The sequence below is a fragment of the Saccharopolyspora sp. NPDC002578 genome (assembly GCF_053592695.1).
Map to the genome: position 1 here is coordinate 29,345 of NZ_JBSFWJ010000048.1, position 21,565 is coordinate 50,909.

Sequence of the window (21,565 nt, forward strand, 5' to 3'; positions counted from 1 at the left end):
CTCGTGACGCGATCGCTGCGAACGGGCCCCGGCGAACAGACCACTGGGGCGCACCGCGAACGGTGCGCCCCAGTGGTCCGAATGCTGCAAGCTGCCCGCGCGGCGAGCCGGCCGCTCACGCGGTGGCGACCCCGTCCGCCCGCGCGGCGGCGGCGACGGCGCTGATCACGGCGGGTGCGACCCGCGGGTCCAGCGGGCTCGGCACGATCTTGTCGGCGGCGAGCTCCTCGGCGACGACCTCTGCGATGGCCTCGGCCGCGGCGACCTTCATCCGGTCGGTGATCATCCGGGAATTCTCCTGCAGCGCGCCCTTGAAGATGCCGGGGAACGCCAGCACGTTGTTGATCTGGTTCGGGAAGTCGCTGCGCCCGGTGGCCACGACCGCCGCGTGCCTGCCCGCGACCTCCGGGTGCACCTCGGGGTCCGGGTTCGACAGCGCGAACACGATCGCGTCGTCGGCCATGGTGGCGACGAGCTCCTCCGGGATCTGACCGGCGGAAACACCGATGAGCACGTCCGCGCCGTCGAGCGCGGACTCCAGCCCGCCGGTGATCCCCCGCGGGTTGGTGTAGCCGAGCAGCTCTTCCTTGATCGGTGTGAGGTTGTCGCGCCCCTCGTGCACGACGCCGCGCGAGTCGAGCACGACGATCTCGCCGACCCCGGCGGTGTGCAGGATCTTCGCGCAGGCCACCCCGGCCGCGCCCGCGCCGGAGATGACCACGCGCATCGAGTCCATCGGCCGGCCCACGATCTTGGCGGCGTTGCGCAGCGCGGCCAGCACGACCACGGCCGTGCCGTGCTGGTCGTCGTGCATGACGGGGCAGTCCAGCGCCTCGATCAGGCGGCGTTCGAGTTCGAAGCAGCGCGGGGCCGCCACGTCCTCCAGGTTCACCGCGCCGAACGACGGGCGCAGCCGCACCATCGTCTCGACGATCTCGTCGACGTCGGTGGTGTCGAGCACCAGCGGGATCGAGTTCAGCCCGGCGAACGTCTTGAACAGCGCGGACTTGCCCTCCATCACCGGCAGCGAGGCGCGCGGGCCGATGTCGCCGAGGCCGAGCACGGCGGTGCCGTCGCTGACCACGGCCACCAGGTTCTGCGTCCAGGTGTAGCGGTCGGCGAGCGTCTCGTCGGCGGCGATGGCGCGGCTGACCTTGGCCACGCCGGGCGTGTAGGCGATCGACAGGTCACGCGCGCTGTCCAGCGGCGCGGTCACGTCGACTCCGAGCTTGCCGCCTTCGTGCGCGCGGAAGATCTCGTCGTCGGTGAGTTCCGTTCCGTTCGCGGAAGCGGAAGTGTGATCGTTCACAGTGGTCACGGCGTCCCTCCTGTTGCCATGGCCTGCGAAAACCGGGCGATCCCGGTCTCCGGAGCGAAAGGGTGGCGACCTGCCACCCGGCGACGCGCTCGTCAGGCTTCCGGGCGGTACCGGAACTGCGACGGGCGTCGGGACGACCGGCGTCGAATTCCCTGGTGCGGAAAAACGAACCGGTGGACGCTGCGGTCCGAACAGTCTGCCAGCACGGGTCCCGCGCTGTCAGCGACCAGGGTCACAGACTTGATCGAGCAGGTCGGCGTAACAACGGCACTTTCCGGCGAGCAGTTTTCAACGACGCAAGATTTCCGGATTTTCCGCCGGACCGTCACCCGCGCCACGGGGCCACCGTCACCGGCCCCGCACCCCGGCTCCTAGGCTGCTGATCGTGCAGGTTCGCTCCTTCGACATCCACGGCGTGCACGAGTTCACGCCGAAATCCTTCCCCGATCACCGCGGGCTGTTCGCGGCGCCGTTCCAGGAAGCGGCGTTCGTCGAGGCCGTCGGCCACCCGCTGCGGCTGGCGCAGACCAACCACAGCGTCTCGGCGCGCGACGTGATCCGGGGCGTGCACTTCGCGGACGTGCCGCCGGGGCAGGGCAAGTACGTCTACTGCCCGCGGGGTTCGATGATCGACGTGGTGGTCGACGTCCGGGTCGGCTCGCCGACGTTCGGGCGCTGGACGGCGCTGCGGCTGGACTCCACCGAGTACCGCGCGCTCTACCTCGCCGAAGGGCTCGGGCACGCGTTCGTCGCGTTGGAGGACGACACGGTGATGACCTACCTGTGCTCCACCCCGTTCACGCCGTCCGCCGAGCACGGCATCAGCCCGCTCGACCCGGAGCTCGGCCTGCCGTGGGCGGAGCACCTCGGCGGCGAGCCGGTCCTGTCCGACAAGGACCGCGTCGCGCCGACGCTGGCCGAAGCCGCCGACGCCGGCCTGCTGCCCGACTACCAGGCCTGCCTGCGCCGCTACGCCGAACTGCGCGACGCGGTGAGCTGACGCGACCGTCCTGGGATCCGCCCGGGCGGATCCCAGGACGCGACGATCAGAAGTCCTCGGCGAGCACCCGCTCGATGTTGCGCTCGGCCAACGCCGTGATCGTGACGAACGGGTTCACCCCGGTCGAGCCGGGGATCAGCGATCCGTCGGTGACGTACAGGTTCGAATACCCCCGCACCCGCCCGAAGTCGTCGGTCACGCGACCCAGGACGTTGCCGCCCAGCGGGTGGTAGGTGAACCGGTTCTCGAAGGCGCGCGCGTCGCCGAACAGGTCGTGCCGGTAGGAGGTGCCGTTGGCCCGGTTGATCCGGTCGAACACGGCCTTCGCCTGGTCGATCCCCGGCTGCCCCTGCGACTCCTGCCACCGCAGCCGCGCCGAGTCGGTGGCCGCGTCGTACTCGATGCGCCCGCGCTCCCGGGTGCGGGTGATCGCCAGGTACAGGCTCGCCCAGGTCTCGATGCCCGCGGGCACCGGCGCGATCTCGGCGAACACCGGGTTCACCGGGTCGGCGCGGTTGTCGATGCCCAGCGCGGGCATCCCGGACTGCACCAGCCCGGTGGTGTCCCACGGGTGGTTCGCCCGGCCCAGCATCACGTTGCCGTTGGGCCCCCACTGCTCGCCGAGCTCCCCGGAGAGCTCCGGCAGCGCCCCGGTCTCGCGAGCGCGCAGCAGCAGTTCGGTGGAGCCGAGGCTGCCCGCGCCGAGGAACAGGTGCTTGCAGGCGACCTCGCCGACGCCGCGCACTTCGCCCAGCTCGTCGATGCGCTCGGTGGTCAGCACGTAGGTCCCGTCCGCTTCCTGCCGGAACGAGCGGACCCGGGTGAGGGTCTGCAGCGTGACGTTGCCGGTGCCGATGGCGGCGGGGATGTAGCTCTTGTCGAGGCTGCGCTTGCCGTAGTTGTTGCCGTAGATCACTTCCGAGCCCAGCGCGGACTTCGGGACCTCACCGGCCTCTTCGCGCTGGAGGTAGTCGAAGTCGTAGACGTTGGGCACGAAGGTCGTGCCCAACCCGGCGCGGTCGGCGTGCGCGCGCGACAGCCGCGCGTAGCCGTAGGAGTCGCACTGCTCGAACCAGTCCCGGTCCACGGAGTTCACGCCGAGCATCCGGTTCGCCAGCGGGAAGTAGCGCCGGTACATCTGTTCGGCGTCGACGCGCGGCAGGATCTCCTCGAAGTAGTCCCGCTCGGGCGTGACGGCCATGCCGCCGTTGACCAGCGAGCCGCCGCCGACGCCGCGGCCGACGTAGACGTCCATCTCGTCGAAGTGCATCCGGTCCAGCACGCCCGCGTACGGCTTGATGTCGCGGTTCACCAGGTCCAGCCACAGGATGCTCGCCAGCGGCGCCTCGGTGCGGGTGCGGAACCACATGCTGCGGTGATCCGGCTGGATCATGTCGGGGAAGATCTTGCCGTCGGCGCCCGCGGTGTCCCACAACCGGCCCATTTCGAGCATCAGCGTCGGCACGCCCGCCGAACCGAGCCGCAGCGCGGTGGTGGCGGCGCCGTACCCGGAGCCGATGACGACGGCGGGCACGTAGGGCCGTTCGGCGGCGGACGCGCCGCGGGTGGACACGGTGGTGAGGCCGAGGGCGGCAGCCGCCTGCAGCGCGGTGAGGCCGAGCATGCGTCGGCGCGAGAGACTCATGACGCGGGATGATGCATCGTGCACACAGCGTTGTGAACCCTGTTTACGTAAACGCTGCAAAATAAAGTGAACGTCGTTCACCCACCGTGTTCGCGATGCCACCCGCAACGACGGCCGCTCCCCCTGCCGCGAACACCGAAGCAGACCCCTGACCAAGGAAAACCGCACAACCCGCCGCGCCGCCCCCGCCCGAGCGCCGCCCGGCCGCCGCAACGCACCGCGCACGACCCCGCCTAGACTTCGGACGTGGCGGAATCCGGAGAGCACAAGGTCTTCCTGCTGCGGCACGGCGAGACCGAATGGTCCAGCAGCGGCAAGCACACGGGGCGCACCGACATCCCGCTCACCCCGCGCGGCGAGCGACTTGCAGCCGCCGCCGGCCGAACCCTCGCCGACCTGCGCGGCACCGCACCGCTGACGGCCCTCGCCAGCCCGCGCGACCGCGCGCGGCGCACCGCCGAACTCGCCGGGTTCACCCCGGAGGTCGAACCGCTGCTCGCCGAGTGGGACTACGGCGACTACGAAGGCCGCACCACACCGCAGATCCGCGAACACGTGCCCGAGTGGACGGTGTGGACCCACCCCAGCCCCGGTGGCGAATCCGCGGCCGACGTCACGGCCCGCGCGGACGCGCTGCTGGCCCGCGTCACCGCCGAACTCGGCCGCGGGGACGTGCTTTTGGCCGGGCACGGGCACTTCGGCCGGGCGCTCATCGCGCGCTGGCTCGGACTGCCCGTCACCGAAGGCGTGCGCTTCGCCCTCGACCCCGCCGGGATCACCGTGCTCGGCCACGAACGCGGCGTCCCGCAGCTCGAACGCTCCAACCTGCCCGCCGCCGCGGGCTGATCACGAAGGAAGACCATGCCGCAGCAAGCCATCCGCCGGGTCGCCGAAGCCGATGTCCCCGCCGTCGTGCGGCTCGTGCACGCGCTCGCCGAGTACGAGAAGGCCCCCGACGAATGCCACCTCACCGAGCCGGACCTGCACCGGGCGCTGTTCGGCGAGTCCCCCGCGCTGTTCGGGCACGTGGCCGAGGACGACGGCGAGATCGCCGGTTTCGCGTTGTGGTTCCTGAACTTCTCCACGTGGGAGGGCCGCCACGGCATCTACCTGGAGGACCTGTTCGTGCTGCCCGAGCGGCGCGGCTCCGGGCTCGGCAAGGCGCTGCTGCGGACGCTCGCGCAGGAGTGCGTGGCGCGCGGCTACGCGCGGCTGGAGTGGTCGGTGCTGGACTGGAACACGCCCGCGATCCGGTTCTACGAGTCCGTCGGTGCCGGCGGCATGGACGAGTGGACGGTGCACCGCCTCACCGGCGACGCGCTGCGCACCTTCGGGTCCGCCTGAGCCGTTCGCTGCCGCCCTGGAACCGCTCCCGCGGAAAGATCCTCGCGGTGCGGCGGCTCCAGGGCGCTCAAGCCGAACCAGCGCCCGGCTGCCGGGCTCCGGAAGCCGGCGTCACCGCCCGCCGGAACCGTCCCCGCCGGGACCGCCACCGAGCCCGGGACGCCCGTACAGCGACCACGGCCTGCCGTGCCGGTTGAACATCAGCCACAGCACGGCCACCGGCGGCACCGCGATCGCGAACCCGATCAGCGGCTGCTCCGACGGCCCGATCGCGTACCAGGCGATCCCGACCAGGATCAGCTGCAGCAGCAGCGCCGGCGTGCGCGCCCAATGCCTGCCCTGCCACATGCCGATGCCCGCGGCGAGCACCGCCAGCGAGATGATCGCGAAGTACCCGGCCTCGGCGAACGTGTCGGTGCGGTCCAGCGTGTTCACCGCACCGAGGTCGGTGGCGGTGGTGCGCACCAGCAGCGCCACGACGAAGGCGAGACCCGCCACCGCCTCGGCGATCGTGAGGGCGGCGGCGATGCGCACGGTGCGCGGAGGAGCGGAGGGCGGCACGGCGGCATCGCCTTTCAGACTCGGACTGACTGCGGTGCAGGTCACATTTCGCGGCGGGCGCCGGACACCGGGCCCTACCACCGATCGTGACTCTGCGTGTGCACTTTTCAGGGTAATACCGCCCGAACGCCGCATGGCTCGGGCCGGGCACGAGCGCGAAGATCCTCACATGGCAGGTGCGGCGATCGTGGGCAACGGGGTGTCCCACCGATCCGTTCCGCACCCTGCCGGAGCCGGCGACTCGCGCGGGTGCGCTCCGGGGTTGCGCGCCCTCGCGAAGCCGGTGCCGCAGGTCGACGACCGAGCCAGGCGAGGCGCACCACGACGCGGGACGGCAGCGCGACGCGCCGCCCGCACGGTGTCTCAGCCCGCCGCCGGTCCCGTCGACGGGGATCACGGCGTCCCGCTCCGTCCCGTGCCTCCGGCCGGGAGGAGAACCCAGATCCGATCCAGGTGAGACCACCGCCGCACCGCCCTGCCGGGGCCGCGGCGCGGTGAGGCCGCAGGAACCGGCGGGACCACCTCGCCTAGGCTGCAGGTCGTGCGCGCCGTGCTTGTCGTCAACCCGCAGGCGACCTCGACCACCGCCGCCAGGCGGGACGTGTTGGCCCACGCCTTGGCCGACGTGGTGAAACTGGAGGTCGTGCAGACCCGGTACCGGGGACATGCCGCCGACGCCGCCCGAGCCGCGGTCGCCGACGACATCGACCTGGTCATCGCGCACGGCGGCGACGGCACGGTGAACGAAGTGGTCAACGGCATGCTCAGCGAGCCGCGGCCCGAGCACCGGATGCCCAGGCTCGGCGTGGTGCCCGGCGGATCGGCGAACGTGTTCGCCCGCGCCCTCGGCCTGCCCAAGGATCCGATCGAGGCCACCCACCGGTTGCTGCAGGCCATCGCCGCGGACAGCAGCAGACTCGTCGGGCTCGGCAAGGCCAACGACCGCTGGTTCACCTTCAACGCCGGCGTCGGCTGGGACGCCGACGTGGTCGCCGAGGTCGAGCAGCTGCGCGGCCGGGGCCGCGACGTCACCCCCGCGCTCTACGCCCGCACCGCCCTGAGCTGCTACTTCCGCATGTCGCGCCAGGCCCCGCAGATCACCGTGCGGATCGGCGACGAGCCGCCCACCACCGGTCTGCACACGGCGTTCGTGGCCAACACCGACCCGTGGACGTACCTGGGTTCGCGGCCGATGCGGATGAACCCGGACACCACGTTCGACACCGGGCTGGGCGTGTTCTCGCTCAGTGACATGAATGCTTACGTTGTGTTGCGATACATAGCGCAGATGCTCCGCGGTAGAGCTAAACCACACGGAAGAAACGCGCTGCGACGTGCAGATGTCGGTTACATCCACGTAGCCTGTCAGGAGCCGTTGCGTCTGCAGGTGGACGGCGACAACCTTGGCGAGCGCTCGGTGATCGAGTTCGTGTCGGTACCGGACGCGCTGCGGGTCGCTGTATAACCTTCTCGTAACGGACCAGGATCGCTGATCGACGACCCCGTCCGTGACCAGCGATCATTCGAAACCGCTGGTCAAGAGCCGTCGATCTTTCAGGTGAGTTGGCTCACGGCACGAGATCGAACTCTTGACATCACGGCAGTTCGTGAAAGCATTCACAAGCACACGGACTCCGTGAAAGCATTCACAAACACCCCGAACGAACTACCGGCGCGCCATGTGCGTGCCTAGCGAGGAGCAAGGAATCATGGACTGGCGCCACGATGCGGTTTGCCGTGACGAGGACCCGGAGCTGTTCTTCCCCGTCGGGAACAGCGGTCCTGCGCTGCTGCAGATCGCCGAGGCGAAAGCCGTGTGCCGGCGTTGTCCCGTTGCCTCCGAGTGCCTGGCGTGGGCACTGGAGAGCGGCCAGGACGCCGGCGTCTGGGGCGGCATGAGCGAGGACGAGCGGCGTGCCCTCAAGCGTCGCAGCTCGCGCACTCGGGTGGCTCGTACCAACGCCTGAGCAGCGGACCTGCTGACAGCGTAGTGGGTCGGCCCACAAGCACTCCGGCCGACCCCGCGCTACCCCCCGGACGACCCGACACGGCGGTCGTCGAACAACAGCACATCCCCGACAAGAACCGGGGTCGATCAGCGTCGATGCCGGCCAGCGGCCACCCCCAAGGCGCACTGACCGAGCGGACCGACCCCAGGCAGGCCACCCCGTAAAGGCTTGCCGACCCGATCGACGCGCTTGCGGCGCCAGGGCTTCAGCGGCGGTACTTCAACGGAACGCGCAACACTGCTTCCGTACCGCGCTGCCGACCCCGACCGCGCAAGCTCAACGAACCCCGCAGCTCAGACTCGACGAGGGTTCGCACGATCTGCAGGCCGAGACGTTCGGCGCGCTCGAGGGAGAAACCCTTCGGCAGGCCTTGACCGTCATCAGAGATGACCACGTCCAGCCAGCGCGCCGAACGCTCCGCCTGCACGACGACCTCTCCCCCGGTTCCTTCCGGGAAGGCGTGCTCGAACGCGTTCTGCACCAGCTCGGTCAGCACCATCACCAGCGGCGTCGCCAACTCGGCGGACACCACCCCGAAGCGGCCCTCCCGGCTCACCTTCACGCCGGTCTCGGCCACCGCGACATCGCTCATCATCGGGATCACCCGATCCACGACGTCGTCGAGGTCGACGCGTTCGTCCACCGACATCGACAGCGTCTCGTGCACCAGCGCGATCGACGTGACCCGCCGCACCGACTCGTCCAGCGCGAGCCGCGCCTCCGAGTTCCCGGTGCGCCGCGACTGCAACCGCAGCAGCGCCGCCACCGTCTGCAGGTTGTTCTTCACCCGGTGGTGGATCTCGCGGATCGTGGCGTCCTTCGACATCAACGCCCGGTCCCGGCGCTTGACCTCGGTGACGTCCCGGACCAGCACCAACGCGCCCGCGACCTGGCCGCGCGGCTGCAGCGGCAACGCCCGGAACAGCACCGTCGCGCCGCGCGCCTCCGCCTCCATCCGCATGCTCGGCTCACCGGAGACGGCGCGGCGCACCCGCTGCGCCACCTCGTCCGCGTCGAACGGGTCGGACAGCAACGACCGGGTCAGCGGCGCGAGCTGCACCCCGACCAGGTCCGCGGCGTGGCCCATCCGGTGGTACGCCGACAACGCGTTGGGACTCGCGAACACCACGGTCCCCGAAGCGTCCACCCGGACCAGACCGTCGCCGACCCGCGGACTCGTGTGCACGTCGGGAGCGGGCTCCGGGGTGGGGAACGTGCCGTCGGCGACCATCTGGCACAGGTCGGCGGCACTGCCCAGGTAGGAGATCTCCAGCGGGCTCGGCACCCGCGGCACCGCCAGGTTCGTGTCGCGGCTCAGCACCGCGACGATCTCCTGCTCCAGCTTCACCGGGATCGTCTCGCGGCGCACCGGCACCCCCAGGTGCCAGCGCGGATCCTCTTCCCGGCAGATCCGCCCTTCCAGCGCCGCGCGCCGCAGCTGCGGATGTTCTTCGGGGGTGACCTCGGTGGAGACCACGTCCTCCGGATGCGCGGTGGGCGCCGTGGTCGGCCGCGCCTGCGCCACGCACAGGAAGCGCTCCTCGGTGGCCCCTTCCGGGCCGACCGGAACCCACAGCAGGAAGTCGGCGAACGACAGGTCCGACAACAACTGCCATTCCGCCACGACCAGTTGGAGGTGGTCGGCAGCGGCCCCGGACAAACCGGTGTGCTCGGCCAGCAGGTCACTCAGCGTCGACAATGCGCTCCTTCGGTCAGGAATCGACGACCGCGATGAGGTCGCCCTCCTGCACGACGTCGCCGGCGCGCACCGCCACCGAACTCACCGTGCCCGCGGCCTCGGTCAGTACGGGGATCTCCATCTTCATCGACTCGAGCAGGACCAGCGCGTCACCGTCGTGGACGGCGTCGCCCTCGGCGACCGAGACGGTCAGGACGTTGGCCACCATCTCGGCGCGGATCTCCTCAGCCACGGTCTCCCCTTTGCGACAGACCCGTTGCGGGGCCCCTCGCGTCAAGGAAACCACGTCCCGGGCCACCCAACGGCACCAGGTGGTGCACATGCGAGACTAAACAGCCAGAACTCTGCAAGAGACCACAATCCCCGCCCGCGGCCGCGCGCCGCAGCGGTGGGACGACGCGAGGGAGGGGTCCACATGGGAAAGCGTTCCCGCAAGAAGAAGGACCGGCGCAAGAACAAGGCCAACCACGGCAAGCGCCCCAACGGCAGCTGACGTGACGGCCGCGCTCCGCGCGCCGCACACGGGCAAGAGCCCCGGACCAATCGGTCCGGGGCTCTTCGTCATTGCGCCCGAGCTACTCGGCGGGTGAGGTCCGCTTCTTGGCCCGCACCTCGACCGACGTGCCCTCCGGGCCGCGTTCGACGGTCACGTCCGCCTGCCGCAGCACCGTGTCGCGGATCGACGTGCGCAACCGCTCCTTCAGATCCGAAGGTGCGTGCTCCCCGCCGCACTTGCGGTGCAGCAGTTCCTTGAGATGCTCCTCGATGCCGTAGTGCTCCAGGCAGCTACCGCATTCGTCGAGGTGCTCCTGCAGCGCTTCGCGGCGGATCTGGTTGCACTCGTTGTCCAGGAACAGCCACACCTCGGCGAGCACGTCCTCGCAGGACGCCTCGTCATGCCCGTCACATGTCACGAGGTGCTCACCTCCTGCTTTTTCTCCCTGAGGAAACCACGGTCACGCGCCACATCGGTGAGCATGTCGCGCAGCTGCCGACGGCCGCGGTGCAGGCGCGACATCACCGTACCGATGGGCGTGCCCATGATCTCGGCGATCTCCTTGTACGCGAAGCCTTCCACATCGGCCAAGTAGACGACCATGCGGAACTCTTCGGCGAGCTGTTGCAGCGCGTTCTTCACGTCCGAGTCCGGCAGCCGGTCCAAGGCCTCCACCTCGGCCGACCGCAACCCGGTCGACGTGTGGTTCTCGGCCTGCGCGAGCTGCCAGTCGGCGATCTCATCGGTCGGCTGCTGCTGCGGCTGGCGCTGCCGCTTGCGGTAACCGTTGATGTAGGTGTTGGTGAGGATGCGGTACAGCCACGCCTTCAGGTTCGTGCCCTGCTTGAAGGACTTGAACGCCGAGTAGGCCTTCAAGTACGTCTCCTGCACGAGGTCCTCGGCGTCGGGCGCGTTGCGGGTCATCCGCAGCGCGGCACCGTAGAGCTGGTCCAGCAGCGGCATCGCGTCCCGCTCGAAACGGGCCATGCGCTGCTGATCGGTCTCCTCGACCTGGTCCTGCTCGACGGCCGCCGCTGCGGTGTCCGCCGTGCCGGCTTGGTCCGGGGTGTTGGCCACCGGGTTCCTTTCCCGCCGCCAGGAAGAGGTGGCTGCTGGCGACGAACCCATGCCGTCCTGCGCATGGACCCACTTCGAGGATACCCGTCCGATGCCCCGCTCACCTGCATCGGAGCGCTCGGGCAGGTTCTGCTGCCGTTCGAGTACGCAAGTGTTCGTCAACTCCGTCACGGTCCGTGCAACGTGGGGGGTGCGGCCGATATTCCTGCTTCTAAAGTCAGGGGCATGGCAGGCAAGGGCACACCGGCGACCGCGCTGCTGACCCGGCAGCGCGTCACCCACCAGGTGCACGCGTACGAGCACGATCCGCGAGCGGAGTCCTACGGGCTGGAGGCCGCCGACGCGCTGGGGCAACCGCCGGAACGGGTGTTCAAGACGCTCGTCGCCGACGTCGACGGCGCCTTGGCGGTCGGCGTGGTTCCCGTCACCGGGCAGCTCGACCTCAAATCGCTCGCCGCCGCGTGCGGGGGCAAGAAGGCCAAGATGGCCGACATGGGCGCCGCCGAGCGCGCCACCGGATACGTCGCGGGCGGCATCTCACCGCTCGGGCAGAAGAAGCGGCTGCCTGTGGTGCTGGACGCCTCGGCGGAGGCCTTCGACACGATCTTCTGCAGCGCCGGGCGACGCGGACTGGAGATCGAACTCGCCCCCGCCGACCTGGTCCGCCTGCTTGACGCGCACGTCGCCGACATCGCCTCCTGAAGTGACGGGGAGGTTCCCTTCCTCGCACCGATGACAGGAAGGTTCCCCTGCTCGCAGGGGCGGGTCAGTCCAGCAGGCGCAGGACTCGGGTGAGCCACTCCTGCGCCGCGCGGGACACGGCGTCCACATCGGCCTTCAGCGAGTGGTCCCCTGCGACGAGCACCACCTCGCGCCGGTGCGCGGGCTCGGGCTTGCCGAAGGCGTCCCGCTCGCCCTGGACCACCAGCACGGGCGGTTCGACGGCGTCGAGCTCGCCGAGCCGCGACTTCTCCGGCTTGCCCGGCGGGTGCAGCGGGAACGCGAGGCAGAGCACCGCGGCGGCGGCACCGGCCTCCGCAGTGCGGCAGGCGACCCTGGCCCCGGAGGACCGGCCGCCGAACAGCAGCGGCAGGTCCGCGAACCAGCGTTCGCCGAGGTCTTCGGCGACGGCCCGCCACGCCGCGTCGAGCTGGCGCGCCGGCGCCGGGGCCTTGCGCCCCGCGACCCGGTAGGGCTGCTCCACCAGGGCGACGTGCACGCCCGCGTCGGTGGCCGCGCGGGTCACCGCAACCAGGTCGGGCGCGGCGACACCACCACCGGCGCCGTGGCCGAGCAGCAGCGCGGCACGGCCCTCCTCGGCGCAGTGCAGTTCGGCCCGTGCGGGCCCGTGCGGAGTGTCGAGCTCAACGCGCGTCATGAGTCGAACAGCGCCCCTTGTTCGGCGGGTTCGGGCAGCGGATCGGCCGGTTCCAGCAGGTCAGGACGGTTGTTGCGCATGTTGTTCACATCGCTGGACACGGTGTTGAGCGTGAGCTCACCGAGCATCCCCGGGTCCGGTTCGAGCAGTTCGCGCACGTCGGTGCGCGCGGGATCGAGCCAGTCCGCCCACGCGTCGCGCGGCAGCACCAGCGGCATCCGGTGGTGCACGCCCACGAGTTCACCGACCGCGTCGGTGGTGACAACGGCGCAGGTCACCAGAGGTGCCGACGTGCTGTCGGGAGCCCACCAGGCGGAGAACACGGCCGCCATGGCGAGGCTGGCGCCGTCGCGGTGCGCGCACAGGTAGGGCTGCCTGCGGCGGTCACCGGGCTTCCACTCGTACCAGCCGGTGGCGGGCATCAGGCAGCGCCGCCGCGCGGCGGAATCGGCGTAGGCGGGCTTCTGCGTGATCGTCTCGGCCCGCGCGTTGATCATCGGCGGTCCGCTGGTGGCGTCCTTGGCCCAGGTGGGCACGAGCCCCCAGCGCACCGGCCGCACGCTGCGTTCGACGCCGGTCCCGGTGGCGCGTTCGACGACGATCGGCACCGTCTTGGTCGGCGTGACGTTGTAGTCGGGCGCGAGCAGCCGCTCGGAGCGGTCGACCGCGTCGAACTCGGCGGCCAGCGCCGCCGGGTCGCGCCGCACCGCGTAACGACCGCACATCAGCCCTCACCCCGCGTCCTGAGCATGATCCAACGCTACCGGCCCGGCCTGGTCGTCCTGCCGCGCGATGAGCTCGGCCCCGTTGTTGCGCACGTTGTTCACCGTCGAGGAGACCGGCCGCAGCTCCAGGGCGTCAACGACCTCCCGCGACGGCCCGAGCAGTCCGGTGATCTCCGCGCGGTCCGGGTCGAGCCAGTCGTCCCACCTCGCGGCGGGCAGCACCAGCGGCATCCGGTCGTGCACCTCGGTGAGCGCCCCGATGGCCGCGGTGGTCAGCACCGAGCAGGTCACCAGCGGCGGCGCGCCCTCGGGTGCGGCCGGGTCGTGCCAGGTCTCCCAGATCCCGGCCATGGCCAGGCTGGCACCGTCGGGGAAGGTCATGAAGTAGGGCTGCTTGCGCTCGCCGTCGCGCTTCCACTCGTACCAGCCGTCGGCGGGCAGCAGGCAGCGGCGGTACTTCGCGGCGGTGCGGAACGCGGGCTTCGACGTGACCGTCTCCGCCTTCGCGTTGATCATGCGGCTGCCGGCCTTCGGGTCCTTCGCCCACTTCGGCACCAGTCCCCACCGCATCAGCCGGATACCGCGTTCGCTGCGCAGCGGGTCCGGTTCGCCGTCGGCTCCCCTGGGGTGGCGCCGCACCACGGCGGGCACCTGCTTGGTGGGCGCCACGTTGTAGTCGGCACCGCGGGATTCGCCGCCGGTGGCGTCGGCGGCGGCGAACTCCGCCGCCAGCGCCGCCGGATCCTTCGTGGAGGCGTACCTGCCGCACATGCCCTGGTCACCTCCGCTGTCGCCGCCACCGCGGAACGGTCCCGCGCCGGAGTACCCATCGTTGCAGCACCCACCGACGACGTCGAACTCCTCGGGCGGCGGCCCCGTCCAGTTGAGCAGGGGCGAATGCGGGATCATTGGGGCATGACGCAGCTCTGGCCAGCCCCGGTCGCCGCAGGTCCGGTCCGCGCGACGGTCCCGGTCCCCGGCTCGAAGTCGATCACGAACCGGGCGCTGGTGCTCGCCGCGCTCGCCGACGGCCGTTCCACGCTGCGCGCGCCGCTGCGCAGCAGGGACACCGAGCTGATGGCCGCCGCGCTGCGCTCGCTGGGCACCGAGGTGCGCGACGGAACGGACGGCGAGTGGCTCGTGGAGCCCGCCGCGCTGCGCGGCCCGGCCACCGTGGACTGCGGCCTCGCGGGCACCGTGATGCGGTTCGTGCCGCCGGTTGCGGCGCTCGCCGACGGGCCCGTGTCCTTCGACGGCGATCCGCACGCGCGCACGCGACCGCTGGACACCGTGCTGGACGCGCTGCGCTCGCTGGGCACCGAGATCACCGGTGATTCGCTGCCGTTCGAGCTGCGCGGCACCGGCACGCTCAAGGGCGGCCGGGTCACCATCGACGCCTCCGCGTCGTCCCAGTTCGTCTCGGGCCTGCTGCTGTCGGCGGCGCGCTCCGAGCAGGGCGTGACCGTGGTGCACGAGGGCCCGCCGGTCCCGTCGCTGCCGCACATCGACATGACGGTCGCGATGCTGCGCGCCGCCGGGGTCGACGTCGACGACGCGCAGCCGAACACCTGGCACGTCTCCCCCGGCCCGATCCGCGCGCTGGACACCGAGATCGAACCGGACCTGTCCAACGCCACGCCGTTCCTCGCGGCGGCGGCGGCCACCGCCGGTGCGGTGACGGTGCCCGGCTGGCCGGCGGCGACGACGCAGGCGGGCGACGGAATTCGCGACATCCTGACCACCATGGGCGCGGAGGTCGCGCTCTCCCCCGCCGGGCTCACCGTCACCGGGCCGTCGCGGCTGGAACCGGTGGACATCGACCTGCACGACGTCGGCGAGCTCACCCCGACGGTGGCCGCGCTCGCCGCGCTGGCCACCGGGCCGTCGCGGCTGCGCGGCATCGCGCACCTGCGCGGGCACGAAACGGACCGGCTGGCGGCACTGGAGCGGGAGATCACCGGCCTCGGCGGCGACGTCGAGCAGACCGCGGACGGCCTGCTCGTCCGCCCCCGGCCGCTGCACGGCGGAACCTGGCACACCTACGCCGACCACCGGATGGCGACGGCGGGCGCCATCCTCGGGCTGCGGGTCCACGGGGTCGAAGTGGAGGACGTCGCGACGACCGGCAAGACGATCCCCGACTTCCCGGGGATGTGGGCGTCGATGCTGGAGCCGGTGGCCTGATGGGCCGCCGCGGCTGGCGAGACCTGGACGAATCCGATGTGCGGGTGCGCCCCGGGCGGGGCAGCCGACCGCGCAGCAAGCTCCGGCCGGAGCACGCCGACGCCGCCGCCGCGATGGTCGTCGCCGTCGACCGCGGCCGGTGGACCTGCGCGCTCGACGGCGACCCGGAACGCCTGGTCACCGCGATGCGCGCCCGCGAACTGGGACGCACCCCGGTGGTGGTGGGCGACGCCGTGGAGCTGGTCGGGGACACCTCGGGCCGCCCGGACACGCTGGCTCGGATCGTGCGCGTCGTCGACCGCACCAGCGTGCTGCGCCGCACCGCAGACGACACCGACCCGTACGAGCGGATCGTGGTCGCCAACGCGGAACGGCTCGTCATCGTCGCCGCGCTGGCCGACCCGCCGCCGCGGACCGGGCTCATCGATCGGTGCCTCGTCGCCGCCTACGCGGGCGGGCTCACGCCCGTGCTCTGCTTGACGAAGTCCGACCTGGCCGCCCCGGACGAGGTGCTCGACACCTACTCGGCGCTGGGGCTGCCGATCGTCGTCACCAACATGCACGCCCTGCACGAGAACCTGCTCGAACAGCTCAGCGGCCGGGTCTGCGCGCTGGTCGGGCACTCCGGAGTGGGCAAGTCGACGCTGGTGAACACGCTGGTGCCGCACGCGGACCGCGCCACCGGGGTGGTCAGCGGCGTCGGCAAGGGGCGGCACACCTCGACCTCCGCGGTGGCGCTGCCGCTGCCCGGTGGTGGCTGGGTGGTGGACACGCCGGGCATCCGCTCGTTCGGGCTCGCCCACGTCACCGCCGACGACCTGATCAGCGCGTTCACCGGGTTCGCCGAGGCCGCCGAGGAGTGCCCGCCGAACTGCGGGCACCTGGGCGGGGGCGACGACCCGGAGTGCAACCTCGACACCTACGTGACCGAAGGCGGCAGCGTCGAGCAGCTGCACTCGCTGCGCAGGCTGCTGCGCTCCCGCGCGGGCCGCGACGACGCCTGACCCACTCGGCCGGGTGGGAAAACCTCCCGTCCCCCGCGGCGCACGCGTTCCGGGAAGGCGTTGCCGCAGAACGGGAATCCCGAGGAATTTCGAAAGCCGCCGGAAACCTCGGCGACGCGAACGGTGCCTGTGCCCCGCGCGCAACGTTGCTAGCGTCGGGACCGGCGACGCCGTCCCCCCGACGAGAGGCTCGACCATGCCCCGAGTCAGCGCCCGAATCCGCACCGCCCCGACGCACAGCGCACTGGCGCGCTCGACCACGGCGGCCCTGACCGCCGGTCTGCTCTGCCTGTTCGGCTCGGCGGGCTGCGCCCCGGCACCCGCGCCGCAGCCCTCCGCTCCCGCCGCGGCCCGGCCGGACCTGCGGCCGTCGGCCGAGCCGCTGCTCAACGACGTGCTGCGGCGCATCGACGAGCACGGGAGCGTGCTCAGCACCGTGCGCGGCGACCTCGGTTTCGCCGGCGAACTCGCCGGTGAGGGCCGCGTCCGCTACGCCGACGACCACGCCGACGTGGCATTGCGGGGCACGACCAGGCCCGCCGGGCAACCCCCGCAGCCCGTCGACCTCGCCGTGATCGACGACGTCGGCTACCTCAAGTCGCCGCTGCTGCGCCCGGAACCGGGCAAACCGTGGCTGCGGCTGGGTGCCGACGGCACCGACTTCGCCTCGAAGCTGCTCGCGCCCGCGCTCGGCCAGGTGCAGGACTCGACGGATCCGCGGGCGACGTTCGCCGGGGTCGAATCCGCCACCAAGATCGAGAGCAGCGCGCCGGACCAGGTCGACGGCACACCCGCCACCCGCTACAGCCTGCGCGTGCTCACCTCCCCCGCCGCCGCGGCGGCACCGGCGCCCGAGCAGCGCGCGCGGTTGCAGCGAGCCGTGGACTCCGGGCGCGGCGAGATCGGCTACGAGCTGTGGATCGACGAACGGGGGCTGCCCGTGAAGTTCGCCGCCTCGCAGAAGGTCGCGCAGGCAGGCCAGGTCTCGCTGACCTCCACCTACCGCGACTGGGGCTCGCCCGTCGACGTCGACGCCCCGCCCACCGAGGAAGTGGGCGCGTTCCCCGACGGCCCGTTGCCGCAGGCGCAACCACCGCGCTGACGAACTTTCCCGAACCCCCCGCGCCGGGTGAGGCGTGCTGCTAGCTTCCTCCCGGTACTGATCCACAGGGGGAAGGAACACCGTGCGCCGCACGAGCATCGCAGTGTGCACCGTCGCGTTGACCGCGACTTTGGGGGGCTGTGCCCTCGGCCAGGACCAGGCCGGTTCCGGTGAGGCGGGGTCCAGCGAATCCGGGGCCCAGCAGGGCGGTGTCTACGACGACCTGACCTCGCTGGTCGCCGCGGCCTCGCAGACCATGTCGGAGAACAACTCGTACAAGCTGAGCATCGAGGCCGACCTCGGCGGCTCCGGCGGCATCAAGTCCGACTGCGACGTCGACGCCGCCAAGTCCGCGATGAGCTGCACGGGGACCACCGGGGAGATCGTCCTGACCCCCGAATACACCTACATGAACAACCCGCAGGTCAACGCCCTCGGCGGCGACCCGGCCAAGCCGTGGGCGCGGATCGGCAAGGACAGCCCGGCCGCGGCCGTCGGCGGCGCGCAGACGGCGGCGCTGTCCGAGGCGTCCGATTTCCGCAAGCTGCTGCCCGAAGGTTCGCAGTTCACCGCGGCCGGACCCGACACCGTCGACGGGAAGCAGGCGAACCGCTACGAGGTCGTCACCGACCTCAACCAGGTCATCGCCTCCTCCGAAGGCCTCGCCAAGCAGAGCTACGAGATGCTGCTCAAGGGCGGCATCACCGAGATCAAGCAGACCGTGTGGGCCGACGAGCAGGGACGGCCGATGAAGGTCGAGCAGATCACGCCGCCGATGAACGTCATGGGCACGCAGATCGGCGAATCGAGCACCACACTGACCTACTCCGACTGGGGCAAGCCGGTGAACGTCACCGAGCCCGACGCCTCCCAGGTCCGCGATTTCGAGATGCCGGGCCTGCAGCCCCCCGGCTGAGCAACGATTTCACCGGTTAGGTCTCTGCTACCCGGGAGATCGATCCCGCGACGAGGAAGCCGCTGAGCTTCCGCTGCGCGGGCCGTGGGCCGGGGCGCACTCGCGCGCCCCGGCCGACGGGTCACATCAGTTCCAGCAGGAACGGCACCTCTTGCGGGGCGTACCAGGACAGCTCGTGGTCCTCGGCCTCGCCCAGCACGAACTCCGCGTCCGGATCACCGAGATCCGCCGAGTCGATCACTTCCGCCGCCGCCCGCACCGCGTCCTCCGCCTCCGGCGAATCCACGTGCACCGCGGCGACCTTCTTCCACGGAACCGGGCCGGAGAGCCGGACCACGGCGTGGTCCAAGTCCGGGCGCAGCGTCGCGTCCTCCACATCGACGGAGACCACCACGCGGCGCAGCTCCGCCTTCTCGTCGTCCGCTCGCTCCGAGGCGATCAGCCGCAGCGACGCCCGCGCGGCCTCCCGCATCGCGGCGTACTCCAGCTCCTCGGTGTCCCCCGTGGCGTAGGACTCCCGCAGCGCGGGGGTCAACGCGAACCCGGTACCGCTGAGCGGCTGCAGCTGCTTGTCCTCCACCAGGCCGCGCGCCATGCGCACCGTGGCGGGCAGGTAAACCCTCATCCGTCGACCGTCCCGATCATCTCTTCCACTGACTCCCCGATCATCGCCGCGAGCACGTCCACGTCGGACATGGCGTCCCGGTCTCCGTTCAGGCCGAAGTACACCCCTCCGTCGTAGGAGGTGACCCCGATGGCCAACGACTGGTTCTTCGCCAGCGGCACCACCGGGAACATCTCCGTCATCTTCGCGCCCGCCGCGAACAGCGGGACCTGCGGGCCGGGCACGTTCGTCACCAGCACGTTGAACAACCGGTCCGAGAACCCGTTGGCCACCCGCGCCCCCAACGCGTGCAGCGTCGGCGGCGCGAAACCCGACACCCCCACCAGCGCCTCCGCCGCGACGGACTGACCCGACTCGGCGTGCGCCCGCAAAGCATGGCTGATGTGGTGCAGCCGCAACACCGGGCTCGACTCGCCCACCGGCAGATCCACCAGGTACGCCGCGACCCGGTTCGTGGCCGAGGCGGACACCGGATCCGACCCGTCGCCGGCGACGTCGCCGCGCACCGACACCGGCACCATCGCGCGCAGCGTCGTCGAACCCGACACCACTTCGCCGCGGGACAGCAACCAGCTCCGCAGCGCCCCCGCGACCACCGCCAGCACCACGTCGTTGACGGTGCCGCCGTGGGTCTGCCGGATCGCGCGGAAGTCGTCGAGTCGGGCGCTGGCCACCGCGAACCGGCGCTGCGTGGACGTGGGCCCGTTCAACGGTCCGCCGGGCGCGGGCAGCGCCGCGGCGCGCACCGCCGACGCGAGACCGCCGAGCGCCCCCGTCACCTTCCGCACCGTCGCCGTGGCGTCGCCCAGCGCGGAGCGCGCGTTCTCCACGACCGCCCCTGGTCGCTGCACGGCTTCCGTGGCCGCCTCCAGCACCAGCTGGGCGGGGCTGGGCTCCGGACGCGGCATCCAGAGGTCCTCGACCTCCGGGCCGTCCGGGGCCGCCGCCATGTCGAAGATCACCTGGCCGATGTCGATGGCACCGCCGCCGTCGACCATCGCCTGGTGCGTCTTCGTGATCACCGCGACCCTGCTGCGCGACAAGCCCTCCACCAGGTACAGCTCCCACAGCGGCCGCGTCGGGTCGAGCTTGCGCGACATCAACCGCGCCACCAGGTCGTGCAGCTGCTCGTCCGTGCCCGGCTTCGGCAGCGCGGACCGGCGCACGTGGTAGGTGATGTCGAAGTCCTGATCGTCCACCCACACCGGGCGGGCGAGCTTGCCCGGGATCTGCCGGACCTTCTGCCGGTAGCGCGGCACCAGCGCCAGCCTGCGGTCGATCATCGCCAGCACGTTGTCGTACTCGAATCCGCTCCGGGGCCGGCGGAACACTGCCACCCCGCCCACGTGCATCGGCGTCGTGTGGTCCTCCAGGTACAGGAACGAGGCGTCGAGGGCGGAGAGGCGATCGGGCATGACCGCGATACTGGCACACGACCGGGCGGCTCAGAGCCCTCGCCGCAGCCCGTGTGACACTGAACCCCGTGACCAGCACTGCCTCACCCAAAGATCGCTTCGTTACCGTCTACGGCCGCAAACCGGTCATGGAGGCGCTGTCCGACCTGGACCTGCGCGTGGACAAGGTGATCATCGCCGAGGGGATCGGCGGCCCGGCGATCAACGACATCAAGGAGGCCGCGGCCGACCGCGCCGTGAAGGTGCAGCGCGCCAGCGCCCACCGGGTGAAGGTGCTCGCCGGCAACGGCCGCCACGACCAGGGCGTGCTCGCCGATGTGGTGGCCCGCAAGATGCGCCCCCTGGCCGACGCGCTCGACGACCCGGCCACCGCGCCGCAGCAGGTGCTGCTGCTGGACGGGCTCACCACTCCCGCGAACGTCGGCATGATCCTGCGCACCGCGACCGCGGCGGGCATCGACGGGATCGTCGTCCCGCACAAGGGAGTCGCCGGGCTCGATCCGCTGGTCATCAAGGCCTCCGCGGGCGTCGCGTTCCACGCCCCGGTGCTGCGCTGCGCCACCGCCGACGACGCCGCGGAAATGCTGACCGACGCCGGATACCCGCTGTACGCGTTGGAGGCCAACGGGGCCGAGAGCGTGTTCGATGCGGACTTCGGGGCGCGCGGCGTGTTCGTGCTCGGCAGCGAGACGGCCGGCCTGTCCGAAGAGGTGAGCACCCGCATCGCGCAGCGGATCGCCATCCCGATGCGGGGTGGTGTGGAGTCGCTCAACGTCGCCAGCGCGGCATCGGTGCTGTGCTTCGAACTGCTCCGTCGTCGCGGCGGCTGATCCCCGCCGGTCTTCGAAACGGGTGCGGACAGCACAATGCCCCGGCGCTGCAGGCGTCGGGGCATTTCTCCGTTCAGGGGTGGTGTGGTGCCCTGGAATAGCAGAAACGCCCCACAGTCTATGACTGTGGGGCGTTTCCCGTTGAGTATTGTCGGCGGTGTCCTACTCTCCCACACCCTATCGAGTGCAGTACCATCGGCGCTGGAGGGCTTAGCTTCCGGGTTCGGAATGGGACCG

24 protein-coding genes and 1 rRNA gene are annotated in these 21,565 nt (G+C 71.3%); 12 read left to right on the forward strand and 13 right to left on the reverse strand.

Annotated elements, in window-relative coordinates:
* Nucleotides 1-115: 115 nt before the first annotated feature.
* Nucleotides 116-1,318 (reverse strand): NADP-dependent malic enzyme, encoded by a 1,203-nt coding sequence (locus tag ACWD38_RS21255; RefSeq protein WP_184482240.1) that lies wholly within the window; start codon nt 1,316-1,318, stop codon nt 116-118.
* Between the two features lie 385 nt (nt 1,319-1,703).
* Between ACWD38_RS21255 and ACWD38_RS21260 the strand changes: the two genes are divergently transcribed.
* The gene (locus ACWD38_RS21260) at nt 1,704-2,318 is read left to right on the forward strand and encodes a dTDP-4-dehydrorhamnose 3,5-epimerase family protein (protein WP_450124741.1); all 615 of its coding nucleotides are present in this window, start codon (nt 1,704-1,706) and stop codon (nt 2,316-2,318) included.
* Nucleotides 2,319-2,364: 46 nt separating this feature from the next.
* Here ACWD38_RS21260 and ACWD38_RS21265 read toward each other — a convergent pair whose 3' ends face one another.
* Nucleotides 2,365-3,963 (reverse strand): GMC oxidoreductase, encoded by a 1,599-nt coding sequence (locus ACWD38_RS21265; protein ID WP_450124742.1) that lies wholly within the window; start codon nt 3,961-3,963, stop codon nt 2,365-2,367.
* A gap of 246 nt (nt 3,964-4,209) precedes the next feature.
* Between ACWD38_RS21265 and ACWD38_RS21270 the strand changes: the two genes are divergently transcribed.
* Together ACWD38_RS21270 and ACWD38_RS21275 are read left to right on the forward strand one after the other, a co-directional pair.
* Nucleotides 4,210-4,809 (forward strand): acid phosphatase, encoded by a 600-nt coding sequence (locus tag ACWD38_RS21270; RefSeq protein ID WP_450124743.1) that lies wholly within the window; start codon nt 4,210-4,212, stop codon nt 4,807-4,809.
* Nucleotides 4,810-4,824: 15 nt separating this feature from the next.
* Nucleotides 4,825-5,307, forward strand: a complete 483-nt coding sequence (locus ACWD38_RS21275) for a GNAT family N-acetyltransferase (RefSeq protein ID WP_184482248.1) — start codon at nt 4,825-4,827, stop codon at nt 5,305-5,307.
* A gap of 111 nt (nt 5,308-5,418) precedes the next feature.
* Here the strand turns inward: ACWD38_RS21275 and ACWD38_RS21280 are convergent, their stop codons facing one another.
* Nucleotides 5,419-5,868: a hypothetical protein gene (locus tag ACWD38_RS21280; protein WP_184482250.1), complete on the reverse strand. Its 450-nt coding sequence runs from the start codon at nt 5,866-5,868 to the stop codon at nt 5,419-5,421.
* Nucleotides 5,869-6,409: 541 nt separating this feature from the next.
* On the opposite strand from ACWD38_RS21280, the gene ACWD38_RS21285 reads away from it, so the two are divergent.
* Nucleotides 6,410-7,333 carry a diacylglycerol kinase family protein gene (locus tag ACWD38_RS21285; protein WP_184482252.1) on the forward strand — a complete coding sequence of 308 codons (924 nt, stop codon included), beginning with the start codon at nt 6,410-6,412 and terminating at the stop codon, nt 7,331-7,333.
* Nucleotides 7,334-7,577: 244 nt separating this feature from the next.
* Nucleotides 7,578-7,835 carry a WhiB family transcriptional regulator gene (locus tag ACWD38_RS21290; protein ID WP_184482254.1) on the forward strand — a complete coding sequence of 86 codons (258 nt, stop codon included), beginning with the start codon at nt 7,578-7,580 and terminating at the stop codon, nt 7,833-7,835.
* Nucleotides 7,836-8,082: 247 nt separating this feature from the next.
* Here ACWD38_RS21290 and ACWD38_RS21295 read toward each other — a convergent pair whose 3' ends face one another.
* A complete protein-coding gene (locus ACWD38_RS21295) occupies nt 8,083-9,576 on the reverse strand; it encodes a PAS domain-containing sensor histidine kinase (RefSeq protein ID WP_184482256.1) in 1,494 nt (497 codons plus the stop codon).
* Nucleotides 9,577-9,589: 13 nt separating this feature from the next.
* Nucleotides 9,590-9,808 carry a biotin/lipoyl-binding carrier protein gene (locus ACWD38_RS21300; protein ID WP_343071572.1) on the reverse strand — a complete coding sequence of 73 codons (219 nt, stop codon included), beginning with the start codon at nt 9,806-9,808 and terminating at the stop codon, nt 9,590-9,592.
* A 183-nt stretch (nt 9,809-9,991) separates the two neighbouring features.
* On the opposite strand from ACWD38_RS21300, the gene ACWD38_RS21305 reads away from it, so the two are divergent.
* A complete protein-coding gene (locus ACWD38_RS21305; RefSeq protein ID WP_373690061.1) occupies nt 9,992-10,069 on the forward strand; it encodes a 50S ribosomal protein bL37 in 78 nt (25 codons plus the stop codon).
* An 82-nt stretch (nt 10,070-10,151) separates the two neighbouring features.
* Here ACWD38_RS21305 and rsrA read toward each other — a convergent pair whose 3' ends face one another.
* A complete protein-coding gene (gene rsrA, locus ACWD38_RS21310; protein WP_184482260.1) occupies nt 10,152-10,490 on the reverse strand; it encodes a mycothiol system anti-sigma-R factor in 339 nt (112 codons plus the stop codon).
* Nucleotides 10,487-11,149 (reverse strand): sigma-70 family RNA polymerase sigma factor, encoded by a 663-nt coding sequence (locus ACWD38_RS21315; RefSeq protein ID WP_184482262.1) that lies wholly within the window; start codon nt 11,147-11,149, stop codon nt 10,487-10,489. Before ACWD38_RS21315 ends, rsrA begins: the two co-directional genes overlap by 4 nt.
* A 225-nt stretch (nt 11,150-11,374) precedes the next feature.
* Between ACWD38_RS21315 and ybaK the strand changes: the two genes are divergently transcribed.
* Nucleotides 11,375-11,851: a Cys-tRNA(Pro) deacylase gene (gene ybaK / locus ACWD38_RS21320; RefSeq protein ID WP_184482264.1), complete on the forward strand. Its 477-nt coding sequence runs from the start codon at nt 11,375-11,377 to the stop codon at nt 11,849-11,851.
* A gap of 64 nt (nt 11,852-11,915) precedes the next feature.
* Here ybaK and ACWD38_RS21325 read toward each other — a convergent pair whose 3' ends face one another.
* From ACWD38_RS21325 to ACWD38_RS21335, 3 genes are read right to left on the reverse strand one after another with little or no spacing between them, the layout of a single operon-like run.
* The gene (locus ACWD38_RS21325) at nt 11,916-12,527 is read right to left on the reverse strand and encodes an alpha/beta hydrolase family protein (RefSeq protein ID WP_450124744.1); all 612 of its coding nucleotides are present in this window, start codon (nt 12,525-12,527) and stop codon (nt 11,916-11,918) included.
* Nucleotides 12,524-13,252, reverse strand: a complete 729-nt coding sequence (locus ACWD38_RS21330) for an SOS response-associated peptidase (protein ID WP_184482269.1) — start codon at nt 13,250-13,252, stop codon at nt 12,524-12,526. Before ACWD38_RS21330 ends, ACWD38_RS21325 begins: the two co-directional genes overlap by 4 nt.
* A gap of 6 nt (nt 13,253-13,258) precedes the next feature.
* Nucleotides 13,259-14,023 carry an SOS response-associated peptidase gene (locus ACWD38_RS21335; protein WP_184485718.1) on the reverse strand — a complete coding sequence of 255 codons (765 nt, stop codon included), beginning with the start codon at nt 14,021-14,023 and terminating at the stop codon, nt 13,259-13,261.
* 144 nt (nt 14,024-14,167) lie between these two features.
* On the opposite strand from ACWD38_RS21335, the gene aroA reads away from it, so the two are divergent.
* From aroA to ACWD38_RS21355, 4 genes are all read left to right on the forward strand, one after another.
* Complete coding sequence (gene aroA, locus ACWD38_RS21340; RefSeq protein WP_450124745.1) at nt 14,168-15,436, forward strand: 3-phosphoshikimate 1-carboxyvinyltransferase; 1,269 nt, start codon at nt 14,168-14,170, stop codon at nt 15,434-15,436.
* Nucleotides 15,436-16,440, forward strand: coding sequence for a ribosome small subunit-dependent GTPase A (gene rsgA, locus ACWD38_RS21345; protein WP_450124746.1), 1,005 nt, complete (start codon nt 15,436-15,438; stop codon nt 16,438-16,440). Before aroA ends, rsgA begins: the two co-directional genes overlap by 1 nt.
* A gap of 196 nt (nt 16,441-16,636) precedes the next feature.
* Nucleotides 16,637-17,542 carry a hypothetical protein gene (locus ACWD38_RS21350; protein ID WP_450124747.1) on the forward strand — a complete coding sequence of 302 codons (906 nt, stop codon included), beginning with the start codon at nt 16,637-16,639 and terminating at the stop codon, nt 17,540-17,542.
* 82 nt (nt 17,543-17,624) lie between these two features.
* The gene (locus tag ACWD38_RS21355) at nt 17,625-18,458 is read left to right on the forward strand and encodes a hypothetical protein (protein WP_450124748.1); all 834 of its coding nucleotides are present in this window, start codon (nt 17,625-17,627) and stop codon (nt 18,456-18,458) included.
* A 121-nt stretch (nt 18,459-18,579) separates the two neighbouring features.
* Here ACWD38_RS21355 and ACWD38_RS21360 read toward each other — a convergent pair whose 3' ends face one another.
* Nucleotides 18,580-19,083, reverse strand: coding sequence for a DUF6912 family protein (locus ACWD38_RS21360; RefSeq protein ID WP_184482275.1), 504 nt, complete (start codon nt 19,081-19,083; stop codon nt 18,580-18,582).
* Complete coding sequence (locus ACWD38_RS21365; RefSeq protein WP_450124749.1) at nt 19,080-20,498, reverse strand: WS/DGAT/MGAT family O-acyltransferase; 1,419 nt, start codon at nt 20,496-20,498, stop codon at nt 19,080-19,082. Before ACWD38_RS21365 ends, ACWD38_RS21360 begins: the two co-directional genes overlap by 4 nt.
* Before the next feature lie 68 nt (nt 20,499-20,566).
* Between ACWD38_RS21365 and ACWD38_RS21370 the strand changes: the two genes are divergently transcribed.
* Complete coding sequence (locus ACWD38_RS21370; RefSeq protein WP_184482279.1) at nt 20,567-21,328, forward strand: TrmH family RNA methyltransferase; 762 nt, start codon at nt 20,567-20,569, stop codon at nt 21,326-21,328.
* Between the two features lie 149 nt (nt 21,329-21,477).
* On the opposite strand, the gene rrf is transcribed toward ACWD38_RS21370, so the two are convergent.
* A 5S ribosomal RNA gene (gene rrf / locus ACWD38_RS21375) occupies nt 21,478-21,565 on the reverse strand; the annotation flags it as partial.